The organism is Candidatus Gorgyraea atricola, from assembly GCA_030765235.1.
In the GTDB taxonomy this organism is placed as follows: domain Bacteria; phylum Omnitrophota; class Gorgyraeia; order Gorgyraeales; family Gorgyraeaceae; genus Gorgyraea; species Gorgyraea atricola.
Map to the genome: position 1 here is coordinate 35,438 of JAVCCW010000028.1, position 18,913 is coordinate 54,350.

General features: G+C 40.4%; 15 protein-coding genes. All 15 read left to right on the top strand.

The window, feature by feature from the left end; all coding sequences use genetic code 11:
- Positions 1-7: 7 nt before the first annotated feature.
- The 15 genes from P9L93_05305 (at position 8) to P9L93_05375 (ending at position 18,912) form a co-directional block, all read left to right on the top strand.
- On the top strand, positions 8-6,019 hold the full coding sequence (locus P9L93_05305; protein ID MDP8230501.1) for a S8 family serine peptidase: 6,012 nt from the start codon (positions 8-10) through the stop codon (positions 6,017-6,019).
- A 266-nt stretch (positions 6,020-6,285) separates the two neighbouring features.
- Positions 6,286-7,500 carry an ATP-binding protein gene (locus P9L93_05310; GenBank protein ID MDP8230502.1) on the top strand — a complete coding sequence of 405 codons (1,215 nt, stop codon included), beginning with the start codon at positions 6,286-6,288 and terminating at the stop codon, positions 7,498-7,500.
- Positions 7,501-7,521: 21 nt separating this feature from the next.
- Positions 7,522-9,222 carry an ATPase, T2SS/T4P/T4SS family gene (locus P9L93_05315; protein ID MDP8230503.1) on the top strand — a complete coding sequence of 567 codons (1,701 nt, stop codon included), beginning with the start codon at positions 7,522-7,524 and terminating at the stop codon, positions 9,220-9,222.
- Positions 9,223-10,407 carry a type II secretion system F family protein gene (locus tag P9L93_05320; GenBank protein ID MDP8230504.1) on the top strand — a complete coding sequence of 395 codons (1,185 nt, stop codon included), beginning with the start codon at positions 9,223-9,225 and terminating at the stop codon, positions 10,405-10,407. It begins immediately after the preceding gene.
- Between the two features lie 49 nt (positions 10,408-10,456).
- Positions 10,457-10,855 (top strand): type II secretion system major pseudopilin GspG, encoded by a 399-nt coding sequence (gene gspG, locus P9L93_05325; GenBank protein MDP8230505.1) that lies wholly within the window; start codon positions 10,457-10,459, stop codon positions 10,853-10,855.
- The gene (locus tag P9L93_05330; GenBank protein MDP8230506.1) at positions 10,830-11,090 is read left to right on the top strand and encodes a hypothetical protein; all 261 of its coding nucleotides are present in this window, start codon (positions 10,830-10,832) and stop codon (positions 11,088-11,090) included. The genes gspG and P9L93_05330 overlap by 26 nt, the downstream gene beginning before the upstream one ends.
- A complete protein-coding gene (locus P9L93_05335) occupies positions 11,062-11,631 on the top strand; it encodes a prepilin-type N-terminal cleavage/methylation domain-containing protein (protein MDP8230507.1) in 570 nt (189 codons plus the stop codon). The genes P9L93_05330 and P9L93_05335 overlap by 29 nt, the downstream gene beginning before the upstream one ends.
- Complete coding sequence (locus tag P9L93_05340; GenBank protein ID MDP8230508.1) at positions 11,628-12,416, top strand: helix-hairpin-helix domain-containing protein; 789 nt, start codon at positions 11,628-11,630, stop codon at positions 12,414-12,416. The genes P9L93_05335 and P9L93_05340 overlap by 4 nt, the downstream gene beginning before the upstream one ends.
- Complete coding sequence (locus tag P9L93_05345; GenBank protein MDP8230509.1) at positions 12,413-13,531, top strand: PilN domain-containing protein; 1,119 nt, start codon at positions 12,413-12,415, stop codon at positions 13,529-13,531. Before P9L93_05340 ends, P9L93_05345 begins: the two co-directional genes overlap by 4 nt.
- On the top strand, positions 13,528-14,028 hold the full coding sequence (gene pilO, locus P9L93_05350) for a type 4a pilus biogenesis protein PilO (protein MDP8230510.1): 501 nt from the start codon (positions 13,528-13,530) through the stop codon (positions 14,026-14,028). The genes P9L93_05345 and pilO overlap by 4 nt, the downstream gene beginning before the upstream one ends.
- 151 nt (positions 14,029-14,179) lie before the next feature.
- On the top strand, positions 14,180-14,416 hold the full coding sequence (locus tag P9L93_05355; protein MDP8230511.1) for a MerR family transcriptional regulator: 237 nt from the start codon (positions 14,180-14,182) through the stop codon (positions 14,414-14,416).
- A complete protein-coding gene (locus P9L93_05360; GenBank protein MDP8230512.1) occupies positions 14,403-15,230 on the top strand; it encodes an AAA family ATPase in 828 nt (275 codons plus the stop codon). The genes P9L93_05355 and P9L93_05360 overlap by 14 nt, the downstream gene beginning before the upstream one ends.
- Positions 15,230-15,715: a hypothetical protein gene (locus P9L93_05365; GenBank protein MDP8230513.1), complete on the top strand. Its 486-nt coding sequence runs from the start codon at positions 15,230-15,232 to the stop codon at positions 15,713-15,715. The genes P9L93_05360 and P9L93_05365 overlap by 1 nt, the downstream gene beginning before the upstream one ends.
- A 15-nt stretch (positions 15,716-15,730) precedes the next feature.
- Complete coding sequence (locus P9L93_05370; protein ID MDP8230514.1) at positions 15,731-17,692, top strand: secretin N-terminal domain-containing protein; 1,962 nt, start codon at positions 15,731-15,733, stop codon at positions 17,690-17,692.
- Between the two features lie 68 nt (positions 17,693-17,760).
- Positions 17,761-18,912: an acyl-CoA dehydrogenase family protein gene (locus P9L93_05375; GenBank protein ID MDP8230515.1), complete on the top strand. Its 1,152-nt coding sequence runs from the start codon at positions 17,761-17,763 to the stop codon at positions 18,910-18,912.
- The last annotated feature ends 1 nt before the right edge of the window (position 18,913 follow it).

Consider the following 18,913-nt stretch of genomic DNA (forward strand, 5'->3'; position numbering starts at 1 on the left):
AGTTTTTTTGTTTACTTCCCGCAAAATTTTATTATCTTTTTCATTACTAGCAGTATTTGTTTTTCTCGCCTGTGCCAGCCCTTCTGTAGCATATAGCATTCCTACTGCTGAAATTTCTTCAATCGAGTTTGACAGTCCTACTAGACATCTTGTTGTTAATGGTTCTGCCTATGGTTCAGATTTCAAGAGCTATAAAATAGAATATGGCACAGGTGAGTCACCTACATATTGGACGAGTCTTAAGGTTTCAGAAGACGAGGTTCCAGACGGTGTTTTGGCAACAGGCACAGTATTCTGTATCAAAGAAGGATATTATACAGTCAAGCTCACTGTAGAAGATACTAATGGAGATATTGCAGAAGATAGAGATAGATTTTATTACTCACCTTATTTTATTTTAAAGTGGAGTAAAAACAGTTGGTCTGTTTCAATGTTTTCTTTAATGATAGGTCTATTGACTGTAACTGACGATGAGGGCGAGACAGCTACAGCTCCACTGAAAATTCTTGTCAATGCTGTAGATGAGGATGAAGATGAGGAGGAAGACGAAGATAAAGATGATGTTAAGGGTGAGAAAAAGCCAATAAAAGATCTGCAGTATGTCCCAGGTGAGTTTATAGTAAAGTTTAAGCCTGAGGCGATTCAAAAGGCTGCATCTATAGATTCAGCAAAGCCTCTCTTCAAAAAGAAAAAAGGTAAGATGCCTGATACTTATATTCTTAAGATAGATCCGTCAGAGGATGTATTGGCTGCATGTAGCAGGTATAAGGCAAGGGATGATGTTGTATATGCTGAGCCAAATTATATTTACACCATAGATGGTGAGCCAGATCCTATGCTCTCACAGCAGTGGTCTCATAAAAAGACACAGGCAGATCTTGGCTGGGATATTGAAACAGGCAACAAGGATATTGTAATAGCTATTATAGATACAGGTGTAGAGTATACTCACCCAGACCTAGCAGAAAACATCTGGACAAATGAAGGCGAAATCCCTAATAACGGAGAAGATGATGATAGGAATGGGTATGTAGATGATTACTATGGCTATGATTTTGCTAACCTTAATAATGACCCTAAAGATGAGAATAACCATGGCACGCACTGTGCAGGTATTGCGGGTGCAGTAGGGAATAATGGCATAGGCGTGGCAGGCGTGTGTCATTCTTGCTCAATAATGTCTTTAAGGGTAAGCTTAAAGCCCCCTAATGGCAATGTAGTGCGCACTATTTCACAAAGTGATCTTTTAGCGGAAGCACTTAAATATGCTGCTGATAATGGCGCTCGTATTATCTCTATAAGTCTCAGAGGAGCCAACTCTCAGACAGTAAAAGACGCGATAACATATGCCTATCAAAAGGGATGTGTGATTGTAGCAGGCGCAGGCAACGGAAATTCCAGTAATAAATGTTATCCTGCGGCATTTGACAATGTAATCGCAGTAGCTGCTACTAATTTTAAAGATCAAAAAACAGAGATTTCAAACTATGGCAGCTGGATAGATGTTGCAGCCCCAGGCGAGAATATTTTATCAACTGTTCGTTCAGGTTATGGATCTTCTTCAGGTACCTCAATGGCTGCTCCATACGTAGCAGGTCTAGCAGGACTTATACTTTCAAAAGATAGTTCACTTAGCAATAGTGAAGTTAAAAAGGTGATAGTAAGTAGCGTAGATGGCTGTGATTCTGATAAATATATAGGTACAGGCAGGGTCAATGTCTATGAGGCATTAAAGGATGAAGATGTCCCTTGCACAACAGAGATAACCTCGCCAGAGCATGATGATATAATAATTGAAGATGTGGAAGTTATAGGTACTGCTACAGGGGATTACACGCTTTATTATGGAAAGGGCACATATCCCTCCAGGTGGGAAGAATTTGACTTAGGCGAGAGTACCACAGAGGATGTTTTAGGTACATGGAATATATCAAATTTAACTGAAGGGACATATTCAATTAGACTAGCAGTTGAGGATGATGGCTCAGTAGTATGCGAGGATAAGGTGGTTGTAGAGGTAAGGGTAAGGGTGAATGATCGCGTGATTTACGTTGATAATTCTGCTAGCGGTGCAAATGATGGTACGTCCTGGCAGGATGCATATACAACGATTAGCGCTGCCTTTGATGACTTATACTATGAATCAGGCGTTACTATAAAGGTAGCACAGGGTAGCAGTGCTTATGAAGAGGATTTCACCAATATCACTAATGGGACAGATTCAGGAGTAAAGGATAATCATAATTCCTTAGTAGCAAAAGATGAGCATGCCCCAATAATAGCTTCTACTTTTACACTCAAGGATGTCAAATACTTTAAGATAAAAGGATTCAAATTTATCAACGCAGGCCTTGATATTATAGACGCTTCAAATATAAAGGTGGTAAACAATACAATAGACTCCAATAGAGATTTTGGTATCTATTTACTGGATAGTGCTAATAATACTGTAAAGAATACCATTGTTATAAATGGTGAGGACGCAGGTATATGCGCAGAAGGGATCTCCTCAGTCTCGTCTTCGTATAATAATCTCTGGAATAATGGTGTGAATTACAAAGGCTGTTCAAAAGGTGAAGGAGATATCTCTAGCGACCCATTATTCGTAGATCTTGCATCAGGTGATTATCATCTCAGGTCTGATTCTCTATGTATAGATGCAGGGGATCCTAACGATCCGCTTGATAGTGCGGGTTCGCGAGTGGATATAGGATGTTATACAGGGTATACACATCCAAGGGATCTCAAGAAACCTGTACTAGATGATGCGCAGCCTAAAGGCGCAACTGGCCTTGAGGTATATGAAGGTCAGGAGGTATTATTTAAGGTATATTCTTTTGATCCTAAAGGAAGGGCTATTACTTATTCGCTTCCCTATTCTTCAGATCCTGGCTTTATAGAAAATTCACAAGAAGAGCCAAAGAGTGGTATTTACACATGGCAGACAGATTATAATGATGCTGATGATGGCGGCGAGTACTATGTAACCATTAGGGCTACTGCAGATGATGGCCGTTATGCAGAGGATATATTCAAGATAGTCGTAAATAATTTTGATCCAGAGAGGGAGCGCGTAATTTATGTTGATAATTCTGCTACTGGTGCAAATGATGGCACCTCATGGGAAAATGCATATACAACGATCACTGCAGCATTGAATGACTTGCACTATGAATCAGGTGTTACTATAAAAATTGCCAAAGGTAATGGAGCTTATAAGGAGGATTTCAGCAGTGCCATAGATGATTCAGATTCTGGCACATATGAACAGCCAAATTATTTAGTAGCTAAACAAGGAGGCATGCCAACAATCGTTTCTTTAGTTGATGGCTTTAGCATTGATAATGCTAGATACATTACTATAGATGGATTGGGATTTATGGCTATTCCAGGTCATACAGGTTTGCCTGAAGTTGTAAGCATTAATGATTCTTCCAGGATTATATTTAAAAATAATGCAGTCGAGGCATTTGCAATAGATCTTAATGGTCTGGTTCTGGAGAATTGTTCAGATATAAGAGTAGAAGATAATAAGATGCTTGCGCTAGAAACCTCAATTTTGGCAAAAGATATTAAGAATAGCTTTATCAAGAGTAATCGTATAGATTGCAGCAAGATTGGAATTTCTCTTGAGGGAGGTCTTGGTAATTCAGTCAATTATAACTTAGTTGTAAACAGTAGTAATGAAGGCATATCTATATCTTATGGCGGCTTTTGTTCTATAGTAAATAACACCATAGACTCTTCAAGCTCTCCTTCTAGCCGTGATGGGATTATAGCCCGCGGCACGCTTAAGACCATTGTAAAAAATAACATAATAACCAATAATCAAGGAGCGGGAATAAGATTAGACGATGGCGCATCAATTAGATCTTCATATAACAATGTCTGGAATAATGGTGCGGACTATAAGGGTTGTTCGCCAGGTACGGGAGCCATCTCTAGTGATCCATTGTTTGTTAATGTTTCGTCAAGGGATTATCATCTTCAGCCTAATTCTCCGTGTATAGATGCAGGAGATCCTAATGACCCTCTTGATAGTGAACTTTCCAGAATAGATATAGGGTGTCACACAGGATATAGAGCTACAATAGTAAACCATGATCCTCAAGTCACAATAACTTCAATTTCTCCAAACCCAGCTTTGGTAGGCCAGCCTGTTAAGTTTAAGGCAGCAATAAGCGACCCTGATGGAGCTGGCGACTTGTTATACGACACATGGGACTATGGGAATGGTATAACTTCAATGTCGCAAGGAGGTTGTTCAGGAATCGGGGCAATGACCTATTTAAAGTCCGGGGATTACACAGTGACAGTCAAGGTGTATGATAAATCTGGTGGTACAGCAGAAGCCACAGATACTATAACTGTAAATACACCTCCTACGCGGCCGCCTGAGATTGAATCCATACCTGATCAGGAGATGAGCGAGGGTGAAGAGCTTACAGTTAACATTAATACACTAGATATTCCTGACTACGAATTGTATGCTATGCATGTTGAAAAACTGCCAGAATTTGCAGATGATATTATTTTAGATTATCATAATGGACCTAGGATAGTTACTGCTATTGTATTCAGGCCTGGCTTTGAGGACAGCGGCATATACCCTGACATAACAGTAGTCTTGTCTATGGGAAAGTATCGCATAGAGGAGAAGTTTACATTAAAGGTACAAAACACTAACCGTAAGCCCAGAGTCACAATAACCTCTATCTCTCCAAATCCAGCCTTGGTAGGCGAACTTGTTGAGTTTACAGCCCAGATAAGCGATCCAGACGGAGATAGTGACTTACTATGCGACGCATGGGATTATGGAAATGACATAGCTTCAATGACGCAAGGGGGATGTAATGGGTCCGGAAGAATGACCTATTTAAAATCAGGAGACTACACAGTAACAGTGACTGTGCGTGATAAATCTGGTGCTGCAGCAACAGATTCAGCAGTAGTTACTGTAAATAAAAGGCCTGACCGAGAACCCTCTAAGCCCATCCTCAAGAACGATATAGCTAGTCTAACTGTAAATGAAGGAGAGAAGATGCAATTTAGACTCGCTTCAGCTGACCCGGACGGAGACAAAATAACCTACATAAAGGTAGAAGGACCAGGCTCAATAGATGGCCTTACAGGTGTATTCACCTGGCAGACCGTCTATGCTGACAGCGGTACATACCCTCTAAGAGTGAAGGCCACATCCACCAGCCTGGAATCAGCGGAGGCAGAGTTTACTCTCACTGTCGAAAATACTAACCGTCCACCTGCTGCTGAAATCACTTTTGTTTCTGCAAGGAAGATTACTGTAGGAGAATCTGTTAACTTCGAGGCTAAGATCTATGATCCTGATGGTGACTCTGATATAAGCTATGTTATATGGAGATTCGGAGATGGTAAATCTTCAACAGGAGGCCTAAGTCAAAAAGACATTGCACATCGCTTTGATAAGCCAGGCAGTTATGAGGTAACTGTAGAAGTAGTTGATAAACAAGGTGTATCTGTAAAGGCCGGCGGTGTTACCATAACGGTAGAGGAACGGCTGCCCATAATTGGCGACGTGGATTCTGATGGTAAGGTACTGATGTATGATGCTTCTTTGGTTGCTCAGTATGTTGAGGGTCTGATCAATTTTAACCCTACACAGATATACGCTGCTGATGTAACTCGCAATGGCCAGGTAACACACCTGGATGCTAATTTTATTGCAATGTATGTAGTGGGAAAGATAGCTAAATTACCCGTAGAAAACCATGCCCCTATCTTTGCACAAATAGGCAATAAGACCGTCTTAAAAGGCTCTACCCTTAACTTCACCATCGAAGCAACTGACCCTGATGGAAATAATCTCACTTACTCACTCAAGAATCCGCCAGATGGTGCAGCCTTAAAGGGTAATACCTTCTCATGGACACCTGCTAGTACCCAGAAAGTCACCTTTGAAGTCACTGACGGTGAACTCTCTAGCTCGAAGACCATCATCATAACTGTACAAGATAAAAAACAGCCTCCTGCAATTGACTAATTAGCCTTTCGTGAATCAAACCTCAACTAAGATTAGCACACCTTCGTTACAATCCACCTTTTGTATTGATAGTGCAAAAATACCTTGATTTTTTTAACATCTTTGGTGTAAACTTAGATTATAATGCGGATAGAATTAAATCTTGTTGACAACTTTTGTTTTATGCTGTGCGCTAAAGTTGTAAACTAGTCATGTTCGACTATTTTAAACATATACTTAAAATAGCTTGACTATTTTAAAGGCATAGTGTATATTTATATTAGATCATGATAGATAGAATATTGTATAATATAGCGTTCTCAGACGAATGGGGCAGGCAGATGAGGTTTATAACCGGGCCTCGTCAATCAGGTAAGACTACCCTTGCGAAGTTGAAATTAGAACAAGAGAACACCAAAGGGTTGTATTATCTATGGGATCTTAGGTCGATCAGAAATAGATATAAAGACAATGAACTTTTTTTTACGCAGGATGCAGCATCATCAGCGCATAAATTATGGATATGCTTTGATGAAATCCATAAGATGCCCAAGTGGAAAAATATTTTAAAGGGCATATATGATTCCTCTTTTGATAATTATAATTTTATCGTTACTGGATCAGCGAAGTTTGATATAAAAAGACGCGCGGGAGACAGCCTATCAGGAAGATATTTCACCTTCCATCTTTTTCCTTTATGTCTTTGTGAGCTGATCGGCGCCAAATCTTTCTTGATCCCGTCCTCTTCCAACGCGTCGGATTTTATTAAACAGAAAATAGAACGTAATATCAAGGCCCATGACCAATTAAATTCCTTAATAGAATATAGCGGTTTTCCCGAACCTTTTACAAGGCAGTCTAAAAAATTTCAGGCTAAATGGTCACAGGATTATTTAGACACGGTTATTAAAGAAGACATAGGAGCGCTTACAAGAATAATAGACAGGGAATATTTATATGATCTATATAAATTACTGCCAGAGATGGCCGGCAGCCCCATATCTGAGTCATCCTTAGCCTCTCATTTGGAAGTAAGTCCGCCGACTATAAAGAATTATCTTAAAAGGTTAGAAGATTTTTATTTAGCTTTTAGAATATACCCTTACTCGAAAAATATAAAGCGCTCCTTACTAAGGGCATCAAAGTGCTATCTTTACGATTGGTCGCGCGTTAAAGAACCTGGAAATAGATTTGAAAATTATGTAGCGGTTGAGTTAAAGACGCAGATTACTTTATGGAATGATGCCCTGGGCGGGGATTATCGGCTTTTTTATATTAGAAATAAAGATAAAAAAGAAATAGATTTTTTAATAACGGTACAAGACAAACCATGGCTTTTAATCGAAGCTAAATCTTCCGATAGCCCTGTTTCAAGGCATTGTTTTGACATTCAAAGGATGCTGGGCAATATTCCTTTGGTGCAGCTTTGCATGGAAAAGGATGTTTGTTTGCTGGAGAAGAAGAATGTATATAGAATATCCGCAGATCGTTTTTTAAGTTGAGATCCTGCATGCACACACAAGATGCTGATTAAAAAAACTATACTCTTAGGTGAAAGGCTTATCCAGAAAGGCCTGATTTCTCGTCGGGAACTAGATAAGGGTTTGAAGGAGCACGAGAAAACAGGCCTTTTTCTTGGGACTACTCTGGTAAGGCTTGGTTTTATCAGTGAAGAAGAACTGTATCCTATTCTTGCCGAGCAGTTGAAGATGGAGTATGTTAAGATAAAAGAACTTACTATTGATTCCGTGATTTTTGAAAAAGTCCCTGCCAGATATGCCTGCCATTACAGGCTCATGCCAGTAAAATTTGATAAAGACATTTTGAGTGTTGCGGTCTCAGATCCTCTGGATATTAGGTCACTGGATGACCTGAGACTTCTTCTGGGTTGTGATGTGATCGGGTTATTGGCAACTGAGTCAGACATAACCGAGGCCATCAGGAAATATTATGGCATTGGCGCAGAGACCATAGAAGAGATAGTGGATACGGGCGATATGGCCAAAGATATAGAGCTGTCAGCAAAGACAACAGAGGATATAGAGGATCTTGCAGAGGACGCGTCGATTATAAAATTTGTAAATCAGGTCCTGGTGCAGGCAGTTAAAGACAGGGTCACGGATATTCATATTGAGCCGTATGAGGATGAGCTTAAGGTACGATACAGGGTGGATGGTGTTTTGTACGATATCCCAATCCCGCAGAATATAAAATATTTTCAGGCTGCTATTGTTTCCAGGATAAAAATTATGGCGAGCCTGGATATTGCTGAGCGCAGGCTCCCGCAGGATGGGAGGATAAAGATCAAGGTAGGAGGGGAAGAACTGGATCTAAGGATATCCATACTTCCCACGCAGTTTGGAGAAAGCGTTGATATCAGGCTTTTAAGCGGCACAATGCTGTATAGCCTGAAGAATCTTGGACTTTCTTCTTCTGATCAAAAGATCATGGAAGTCCTTATCAAAAAGCCGCACGGGATCATATTTGTAACAGGACCTACAGGCAGCGGAAAGACTACTACGCTTTACGCGTGTTTATCCAAGATAAACAACAAAGACAAAAAGATCATTACCATAGAAGACCCCATAGAATATCAATTAAAGGGCGTGACGCAGATCCAGATCCACCCTCGCATTGGGCTTAGTTTCGCAGCAGGTCTGCGCTCAATGCTTCGTCATGACCCAGATATCATGATGGTGGGCGAGGTAAGGGATTTTGAAACAGCAGAGATAACTATTCGCGTTGCATTGACAGGGCATCTCGTGTTCAGTACTTTGCATACAAATGATGCTGCAGGAGGCATGGCGCGTTTGTTGGATATGGGTGTGGAGCCATATCTTGCTGCGAGTTCTGTTGAATGTTTTGCTGCGCAGCGCCTTGTAAGGCTGATCTGTCCGAAGTGTAAGATTGAGAAAAGACCTGATAAAAAGGTCTTGAAGGAATTTGGAATAAAAGAGAAAAATATAAGTAAGGTAATTATTTTTGAGGGAAAAGGATGTGAGTCATGCAAGTTTACAGGCTACAGGGGCCGCACAGGCATATATGAGTTTTTACTTATGCATGAAGAGATCCGAGAACTAGTTCTTCACCGCTCATCAGCTGACCAGATAAAGAAAAAGGCATTGGAGTTAGGCATGCACACGCTCCGCATGGATGGATGGGAAAAAGTGAAAAAGGGCCTGACAACGATAGACGAGGTGATCAGGGTTACAAAGGAAGACTAAATGCCTAAATTTATTTACAAAGCGAAAAAAGGGCCGAAAGAGATTATAGAGGGAAAGATCGAGGCTGAATCAGAGGCCCAGGCTGTAAAGCAGCTCATGCAGCAGGGCTATTATCCTATATGGGTTAAAGAGACCTCGACCTTAGCCTCACAAAAAAGAAGACCTGTAAAAACAAAGGACCTTGCGATTTTTACAAGGCAGCTCTCAGAGCTCTTGGATTCAGGCCTGGCCCTGTACGAGGCATTAAATATAATTGAAAATCAAATAGAGCTGCCGGGGTTAAAAGAGATCATAAGAGGTATTAGGGAAAAGGTAAGGGATGGCAATACCTTTTCTGAATCTTTGAAAGACTACCCAGGTGTTTTTTCAGAATTATATGTAAATCTGGTTCGCTCAGGTGAGGCAGGGAGCATGCTTAGGGACGTGCTCAATAATATCGCGGATTTTCTGGAAAAAGAAGAGGATGTAAAGTCCAGGGTATTGGCTGCACTGGCATATCCAATGCTGATGCTGATCGTAGGTGCTGGTACAATATTTATTCTAACAGGATTTGTTATTCCAAAATTGGCCAATATGTTTATTGAGATGGGCGAGGTCTTACCTCTTCCCACAAGGATGCTTATTGGATTTAGTGATTTTATAAGGAGTTACTGGATATTATTAGCCATTTTTATAGGTGGCGCGATATTTTTTGTTGCAAGGAGTAAATCCAAGGGGGCTATAGACAGGTTCAAATTAAAATTGCCTATTATTGGAGCGCTAGTAAGGGATAGTGAGCTTGCTAGATTCTCACGCACGCTTTCAATGCTTCTTAAAAATGGCGTGGCGATTCTTTCTGCATTAAAGATTACCTCTGATGTAATCGAAAATGAGGTTGTAAAAGCCGAGGCGCTTAGGATCTATAATGATGTTAGAGAAGGTTCATCGCTTGCAGCTGCGATAAAAAAGAATACCAGCTTTCCCCAGTTTATCGTAAATATGGCAACGATAGGAGAAGAGGGTGGGATGCTGGATAAGACCTTACTTAAGGCTGCAAAGAGTTACGAGCTCGAGAGCGACAGAAAGATCAAGATACTCTCATCTCTTTTAGAGCCAGCTATAATATTGATCATGGGTGTGGTAGTAGGTTTTATCGTAATATCAATGCTTTTGCCAGTATTTCAGATATCGTTGACTGCACATTGACAAATCGCGGAACTTCCGCGTAGTTCAGCGATTACTATAGGAGGTAATTATGAGTAGTCAAAAAGGTTTTACATTGATAGAACTGATGCTTGTCGTAATAATCATAGGGGTGCTTGCGTCATTAGTAGTGCCCAGGCTTGTGGGCCGTTCAGAAGAGGCAAGGATTGCCGCTGCAAAGGCAGATATAAATGCCAATATTTCAGTGGCGCTTGATCTATATGAGCTGGACAATGGAAAATACCCGTCTGACCTGAATGCCTTAAAGGCAAAATCAGGCTCGGACGCAAACTGGAAAGGCCCATATCTTAAAAGAAGCGTAAAAGATCCATGGGGAAATTCTTATGTATACAGAAGCCCAGGGGATCATGACACTGATTACGATCTTTATTCTTATGGCCCTGACGCTGCAGAGGGCGGAGGCGATGATATTACGAACTGGGAAGAATAAAAAAGGGATTTTATTGCTGGAAGTATTAGTCAGCACTACGATTCTTTCAGTTTGTTTTATATTTATAATAAGTTCTTTTACGAGATCTATAAGGGCGATAGACCTCTCAGGGGATTATTTCAGGCTAGGCCTGGTTCTTGAGCAGGAATTATACGAGGCCCTTGATTGCGAATTAAAACAAGGTCTTCCGGATTTTGACAAAATTTATGAAGAAAAAAGGGTTTACCCTGATTGAGCTTATAATTAGTGTAACAATATTTAGCATAGTAATCGTTTCAGTTTATGGCGTGTTTTATATGGGTTTAAAGACATGGAGGCGCGCTCAAGGAGAAAAATCCCTGCAAGAGATACGCATGGCATTTTTAAAGATGGAAAAGGAACTGAAAAATACATTCTTCTTTTCTGACACCAAATTTAAAGGCACGTCAAAAGACATGTCTTTTCCTTTAGTTGTCTCAGATAAAGTTTATACAATTACCTATAGCGTGAACGAAAATGAAGATAGCGGACTAAGTCAAATTCTGAGAACAAAAGACGAAGAAGAAAAAGAGATATCGCCTCCAATGAAGTCTATTAAATTTCAATATGCTGCTATGGCCGAAGATATCGAATGGAAGGATAATTGGAATGAAGATGACCTTCCTTCTGGCATAAGGATTTCTTTAGAGGATGAGGAGACTTGCCCCGTGCCTTTTGCAGATAGAGCAAAAAGCAAAAGGCATGGGGTTTACAGCAAGACCATTTTTCTTAAACAGCCGGATTTTAAGATACAATGAAGAAAAAAGGAAGCATCTTGATATTTACATTGTGGGTGTTAATTATTTTAGCCATCCTTAGTGTGATTATTTCTCGTCGGGCATCTACTGATGTAAGGCTGGCAAAATACGAGGCTGATAGCATAAAAGGCACTTATTTTGCAAAGGCAGGTGTCATGAAGATGCTTGTAGAACTTACTAAAGATAAAAATGGGTACGACAGCTTAGATGAGGACTGGAATAGAGGTAAGGATAATCCAAAGGAATTGACATTGAAAAATGATACAGTACTCTATGGCGCATCTGATGAAGCAGCCAGATTAAATCTGAATCATTGCACAATAGATAACCTTAAGAACCTGGGACTTGAAGATGATATTGCTAATAATATATTAAAGTATAGGACGGATCATAATAAGGACTTTGAGTTTATGGAAGAGTTGTTTCTGGTAGAGGCTATGACGCGAGAGGTGTATAATACAATTAAGGATCTAGTTACGATTTATAGAGGAGATGAGGTCAAGGTAAACATAAATACTGCATCTTCAGATGTACTGATGGCAGTTGTGGGCGATCCAGTTTTAGTACAGGCGATAGTAGATTATAGAAATAACGATGATATGTTTACAAATACTAGTGATATCAGCATGATACAAGGATTGGATCCAGCTATGTTTAACTGGGAGTCTAATATCTTTCGCATATGGGCAGAGGCTGTTCTGGCAGATGATACTGATGCAACAAAAACTGCTGAAGCTATAGTCGATAGGACATCAGGAAAGATCTATCATTGGAGGGAAGATTGATAATCATACCGCGGCATCAAGTCTTTGTTAAGTTCGTGGACGTACCATCTCTAGACGAATCTGAGATAGCGAAGATGGCAGAATTTCAGATCGTGAAGGAGATCCCGCATCCAAAAGAAGATTTGATAATCAGCTATAGAAATCTTGACTCCCATAGAGAAGGTTTCTCATCACTCATGCTAACAGTTGTTACCAGAGATGTGATAGAGGAAAAGATTGACGAGGCTGCTCATGTAGATAGCATAAGACTATATAGTGAGCTATTATATCTATTCCTGTTAAAAGAGAATGTGGTAAGCCAGGATAAGGTAAGTCTTATTATTCATGTTAGAGAAGAAGACTCAGAGATAATGATAATAGATCGCTCACGGCTGATATTTTCCAGAGGTTTTAAGGATAGGCACGCATTTTTAGGTGAGATAGAGCGTTCAATTTTAGCCTATAAAAGAGAAAAGGCAAATCCTGAGATAGAAGATATAATTATAGTACGCCATTCAGGTGTGAATATCGACGATAAAATAGAAAAGATAAAGGCACAGTTTACGATTCCTGTAAGGTTTCATGAATATAGCCAGGATTTGAGTCTGCTTGATCTGGGGCCTCAGATCGACCTTATGCCAAAGGAGATCAGTCATAAAAGACGTGGTTTAGTAAAGAGGCGCGAGTCCATAGTTACATATTCTCTTGTAGGAGTGGTTATTGTATTATTTTCTATTTTACTTTATTCAAAGATTCACCAGAAAAATAAAATTATAGGCGCGATTTCTACAAAGGTAGAAGAAGTGGACGCAAGGATAGAAGGTTTGGACGAGATCCTTAAAAAGACCGAGGCTGTAAAGGATCATTTAGAAAAGGGTAGTTTTATTATAAAGGTTTTAGAGGATTTTTATCTAACAGTCCCCCAAGATATATCAATTTCAGGCTTAGATTATGATGGAAAGGATAATATTTTCTATAAAGGCAATTCAAAGGCCATGGCTACTCTCCTAAATTACGTAAAAAGACTGGAGAATTCCAAGTATTTCAGCAAGGTGGAAGTTAAATATGCTACAAAGAAAAAGGTAAAGGGAGAAGAGATAGTAGATTTTAATCTAAGGTGTCAATTAAAGCCATGAATATTTCCAAGCGAGAAAAATATATATCTATTATTGCTACTGGAGTTGTCGTATTGGCGCTGGCGTATAATTTTTTAATAGATCCACTTTTCAAAAAATGGCATAATTTTAATAATGATATAATAAAAAATGAAATTGCCTTAAAGAAAGGCTTGAAATTGCTGGAGAATAGAAATGATATTATCAAAGAGTATAATAGCTATGCATCCACTACCAGGACGCTTTCAAGGATTTTGAGTTACATAGAAAAACATGCCATTTCAACAGGTGTAAAAACAGCCAATATAAAGCCAAGGCCAGTTGTTGAAAAAGGCTATTATAAGGAATATGTCATTGAGCTGCAGGTAGAAGGCACATTTTCCGCTATCAACAAGTTCGCATCTAAGATCATAGAACCCCCTTTGCTAATCACCATAAAAAAATTCGACCTAAGAACCCCCACAGACACTCCATCCACCCTAAAAGGTACCCTAATTCTCTCCAAACCCCTAATTTAACTTTACACTTAACCAAGGCTTAAGTGTAAAGTAGGCCAGGTTTAAACCTGGCCTACAGAGAAGTTAGGAGTTGACCTTGACAATAAGGAAATCGTGGGGCATACTTACTCTCTATATGGAGAGTGAACTCTCACTCTCTACTTGGAGAGCTATGAATAAGATATATTTGATTAAAGATCTGGCAAGGCTAAGTGGACACACAGTGCACACTGTGAAGTATTACCTTAATATAGGTGTCATAAAGGAGATTGGCAGGAGTCCAGAGACTAACTTTAGATACTTTGATGATGTAGTGCTTGAGAGATTGAAAAAGGTGAGGGATTTGCGCAGACAGAATAAAGGCCTTGCAGAGATAAAGGAGTTACTCGGGTCAGATGTCGTATTATAATATTCTCAATCTCAATAAAGAGCCATTTTCAACAAGTCCAGATCCTTATTTTTTATATCCATCCACGTCTCATCAGCAGGCACTGCAGAGGCTTGAGATCGCGATCAGGCTTAAGAGAGGGCTGAGCGTGATTTTAGGAGACGTGGGGATCGGGAAGACCACGCTTGCCCGCGCGCTTGTCCAGAATCTAAATCAGGATCACACTATAGTTACTCACATGATCTTTGATCCTACCTATGATTCAGAGTTTCAGTTTGTTGTTTACCTGGCAAAACTTTTTGGCATAAGACCAAATTTTCGTTCAGCCCTTGATTATAAAGAGGCCATAGAGAGGTTTTTATTTAAAAAATGCGTGGATGAGGAAAATATTGTCGTGCTTATTATTGACGAGGCTCAGAAATTGAGCGCATCCAGCCTGGAGATATTGCGCACGCTCCTGAACTACGAAACTAATGAATACAAACTTCTCCAGCTCGTGATTATAGGTCAAACAGAGCTTCTGCCTAAATTAAAAAGGATAAGAAATTTTTCAGACAGGGTTTCGCTGAAGTATATGATCAACCCGTTTGATATAAATGAGACCAGGGCCATGATACAGTTTAGACTGAAGCAGGCTGGTTATAATTCAGGAAAAGGTCTTTTTAGTAATAATGCAATGGATATGATCTACCAGTATACACAGGGCTATCCGCGGCAGATAGCAAATATCTGTCATCTCGCATTAGAAGAATTTTTAATGCAAGAGAGGTCCGTGGTGGATACTGATTTAATAGACGAGGTAATAGAACGCGATAGAAAGGTGGATCTGGATTAATGGCTGGTATGACTTCAGAAGGGAAACTTCTTAATCTCATAAAAGATGCGCAGAAAAAACGTAAGCTCAGGAAGGATTTAAAGGTGTTTACGAAAATAAACATTGTCTTGATCGTTCTTATATTGGTTATACTTATTGTGTTTTTAGTGGATTTTCTCACCCCTGACCAAGAGAGGTCTAAGCTCATGGTAGAGCTGCCAAAGGAAGATGGAGCAGTTTTGCCTCTAGTAGAGGACGTGGATATAGAGGAAGAGATAGTGATTGAAGAAAAATCTCTTGCCTCAAAAGAGGAATTAGTAAAGGACTTGGCTGTGCTGGGCATCATCACAGGTGATAGCGACCAGGTTATAATAGAAGACAAGAGTGCAGGAAAGACCTTTTTTCTTTACAAAGACGATAGTTTCGGAGATTTTAAGATTATCGAAATAAAAGATAATGGCGTGACCTTAGATTATAAAGGTGAAAAAATAGAATTGAATATGTAAAAGGGGAGGTTTCCGATGATAAAAAGAGTTATTGTATCTATAGTTATATTTTCGATATCTATTTTTTCTGCAGTGCCGATGGTCTTGCCGCAGTATGAAGATCCAGAATTAATATCGCTGGATCTTAAAGGTATGGAGATACGCGATGTTCTTAAGATCCTTTCGCAGAAGAGTGGGCTTAACATGGTAGCTGATAAGGATGTGAAAGGAACAGTATCGGTTTACGTGAAGGATGTGGATGTAATGGATGCCCTGGATATAGTAGTTTCCACAAATGACCTTGCTTATGAAGAGAAAGGCAGCCTTATCAGGGTCATGACTGCCAGGAAATACGAAAAGATGAATGGCGCCAGGTTTAAAGACAGGACCAAGACAGAAATAGTTAAGCTTAATTATGCCAAGGCCTCCACTGTCGCAGTGACCTTGACAAAGATGAAAACAAAGCTAGGCAAGGTCATTGCGGATGATGCCTCGAACACATTAGTCTTAATAGACAATTCTAAAAACATTGAAAGAATGAAGCAGGCTATTTTAGAAATAGATATCCTGCTGGTTACTGAGATTTTCTCTCTTGATTATGCAAAGGCAGATTCCATAAAAGAGAAGTTAGAAAAGATGCTTTCCAAGGATATGGGGACTATACGATTTGATGAAAGGACAAACAAGGTAGTGGTTAAAGACACCCAGGAAAAGATCAATGAGATAAAGAAGGTGGTAGAGGCATTTGATGAGAAGACGCGAGAAGTGCTCATAGATGCAAAGATAATACAGGTGACACTCTCGGATAAACATAGCTATGGAATAGATTGGGATAGCATTGCTACGCTGGGAAACATAACAATAGAGGCGACTACACATCTTACTACCAGCTTGGCAGGCACTACTCCGAATGTATTGACTATAGCCAAGAAAGGTGGCACTCATTTAAATGTGTTAAGACTTCTTGAGACATTTGGCAAGACTAATGTCCTGTCGCGCCCGAGAATTACTGTTGCTGACAGGGAAGAGGCAAAAATCCTGGTTGGCGCCAAAGAGGTGTATGTGACGAGTGAAGTGACAACCACATCAGGAGGTACGTATCATACGACAGATAATGTCCAGTTCGTTGATGTTGGTGTGACATTAGGCGTGACACCTGAGATAAATAGCGACGGTTATGTTAGAATGAAGATAAAGCCAGAAGTGTCTAACACTGATGCTACAAAGACAGTCATGCTGACAAATCCCGATGGATCAACCAGGACAGTTGTCCCTTATGTTACTACGTCAGAGGCAGAGACAACAGTGCTGATCAAAGACAATACCACACTTATATTGGGTGGCCTGATGAAGGACACAGTTACAGAATATAATGACAAAGTGCCTATTCTTGGAGACATTCCTATTTTGGGGAAACTGTTTTCCACAAAAGGAAAGAGCAAAGAAAAAACAGAACTCGTAATATTTATCACACCTCATATCATAGACCCTGGTAAATCAACAAAAGAAGCAGAGTTTTATGCTAAAGAGTGGAAAAAGAAGACAGAAGACGCGAAGATAGGGAAATCAGAAAAGCCAGTTAAGAAAGAGAAAAAATCTGCCAAAGTTAAAGCAAAACGAAAACCAGAACCTAAGAAGAAAAAAGAATGGACACCTGTTTTTAGCAACAAAAAACCTGAAAAGGAAAAGGTGGTAAAACAGGAAAAGAAGGAAGTGGTTAAAACACCCTATGAGTCATACTACCTTGCTATAAGAAAAGAGATAATTGGTGCAGCCCAGAGGCAGGATATGGAAGGGTTTACAGGAGATGTTGAACTGCAATTCACGCTGGACAGAGATGGCTTTTTAACAAAAGGCCCTATTGTCCTGAATAAGCCTGATTTGAAACTTGTGCGAGCAGCTGTAAATTGCGTAAAGCTTACTTCGCCATTTTTTCCTTTTCCAAAGAGCTTAGACAAGGAAGAGGCAGAATTTTATATAATAGTACGGTATGAATGAGATTATCCTTGACGCATAGGAAATAATATATAGAATATAAGAAATATGTCTAAAATAAGGAGGAGATAATGGATTATTTGTTGACTGAAGAACAGATAATGATTCGCGATTTGGCAAGGCAGATAGCCAAAGAAAAGATCAAACCTGTTGCGGCAAAGTATGACGAAGAGGGCATATTCCCGTGGGATATCGTGAAGATCCTGGCGGATAGCGATCTCTGCGGCATATACATCGAGGAAAAATACGGCGGCATAGGAGGCGGTTCCATGGAGCTCGTGCTCGCGACAGAGGAGCTGTCCAAGGCATGCGGCGGTATTTCACTTGCGCTGGCAGCTACGGCGCTCGGGACATACCCTATTATTTTGTTTGGCACAGACGCTCAGAAGGAAAAATATCTTCCTGATATCGCTAAGGGCAAGAAGCTCGCTGCATTTGCTCTTACAGAGGCAGGCGCTGGGAGTGACGCAGCAGCAGTCGCGACCACTGCGGAGAAAAAAGGCGATCATTATATATTGAATGGCACAAAACAATGGATTACAAATGGCGGCGAGGCCGAGGTCTATACTGTAGTTGCCTCAGTTGACAGAAGAAAAGGCGCGCGCGGCGCAGCGACATTTATTGTTGAAAAGGGTACGCCGGGTTTTGAATTTGGAAAAAAAGAAGATAAGATGGGTATACGCGCGTCTGCTACAAGAGAGCTTGTTTTTACAGATTGTAAGATCCCCAAAGAGAATCTGCTTGGCAAAGAGGGCGGTGGATTTATCGTTGCGATGAAGACATTCGATCAGTCCAGGCCAGGCGTGGCAGCACAGGCACTTGGCATTGCGCAGGGAGCATTGGATCTTACTGTTGAATATGTAAAAGGGAGAAAGCAATTTGGTAAATCAGTATCTTCTTTTCAGGGCGTGCAGTTTATGCTCGCTGACATAGCGACACAGATAGAGGCAGCCAGGGCATTGATATACGCGACAGCAAGGATGCTGGATAGCGGAGCCAAGAAGGTTGCCAAGGATTCCGCGATAGCAAAGCTCTTTGCCTCAGACATGGCCATGAAGGTCACGGTTGACTGCGTGCAGCTATTCGGCGGCTACGGATATATGCGCGATTACCCGATAGAAAAATACATGCGCGACGCAAAGATCACGCAGATATACGAGGGTACAAACCAGATACAGCGCAGCGTCATCGCATTAAATCTACTAAAGGAGCGCACCACCTAAA

Excerpts from the sequence above, each read along its gene's own strand:
- P9L93_05365 (MDP8230513.1), top strand. The coding sequence starts at position 15,230 with ATGGCTGGTATGACTTCAGAAGGGAAACTTCTTAATCTCATAAAAGAT.
- P9L93_05375 (MDP8230515.1), top strand. The coding sequence starts at position 17,761 with ATGGATTATTTGTTGACTGAAGAACAGATAATGATTCGCGATTTGGCA.
- P9L93_05315 (MDP8230503.1), top strand. The coding sequence starts at position 7,522 with ATGCTGATTAAAAAAACTATACTCTTAGGTGAAAGGCTTATCCAGAAA.
- gspG (MDP8230505.1), top strand. The coding sequence starts at position 10,457 with ATGAGTAGTCAAAAAGGTTTTACATTGATAGAACTGATGCTTGTCGTA.
- P9L93_05370 (MDP8230514.1), top strand. The coding sequence starts at position 15,731 with ATGATAAAAAGAGTTATTGTATCTATAGTTATATTTTCGATATCTATT.
- P9L93_05320 (MDP8230504.1), top strand. The coding sequence starts at position 9,223 with ATGCCTAAATTTATTTACAAAGCGAAAAAAGGGCCGAAAGAGATTATA.
- pilO (MDP8230510.1), top strand. The coding sequence starts at position 13,528 with ATGAATATTTCCAAGCGAGAAAAATATATATCTATTATTGCTACTGGA.
- P9L93_05310 (MDP8230502.1), top strand. The coding sequence starts at position 6,286 with ATGATAGATAGAATATTGTATAATATAGCGTTCTCAGACGAATGGGGC.
- P9L93_05360 (MDP8230512.1), top strand. The coding sequence starts at position 14,403 with ATGTCGTATTATAATATTCTCAATCTCAATAAAGAGCCATTTTCAACA.
- P9L93_05340 (MDP8230508.1), top strand. The coding sequence starts at position 11,628 with ATGAAGAAAAAAGGAAGCATCTTGATATTTACATTGTGGGTGTTAATT.
- P9L93_05355 (MDP8230511.1), top strand. The coding sequence starts at position 14,180 with ATGAATAAGATATATTTGATTAAAGATCTGGCAAGGCTAAGTGGACAC.
- P9L93_05330 (MDP8230506.1), top strand. The coding sequence starts at position 10,830 with ATGATATTACGAACTGGGAAGAATAAAAAAGGGATTTTATTGCTGGAA.
- P9L93_05335 (MDP8230507.1), top strand. The coding sequence starts at position 11,062 with ATGAAGAAAAAAGGGTTTACCCTGATTGAGCTTATAATTAGTGTAACA.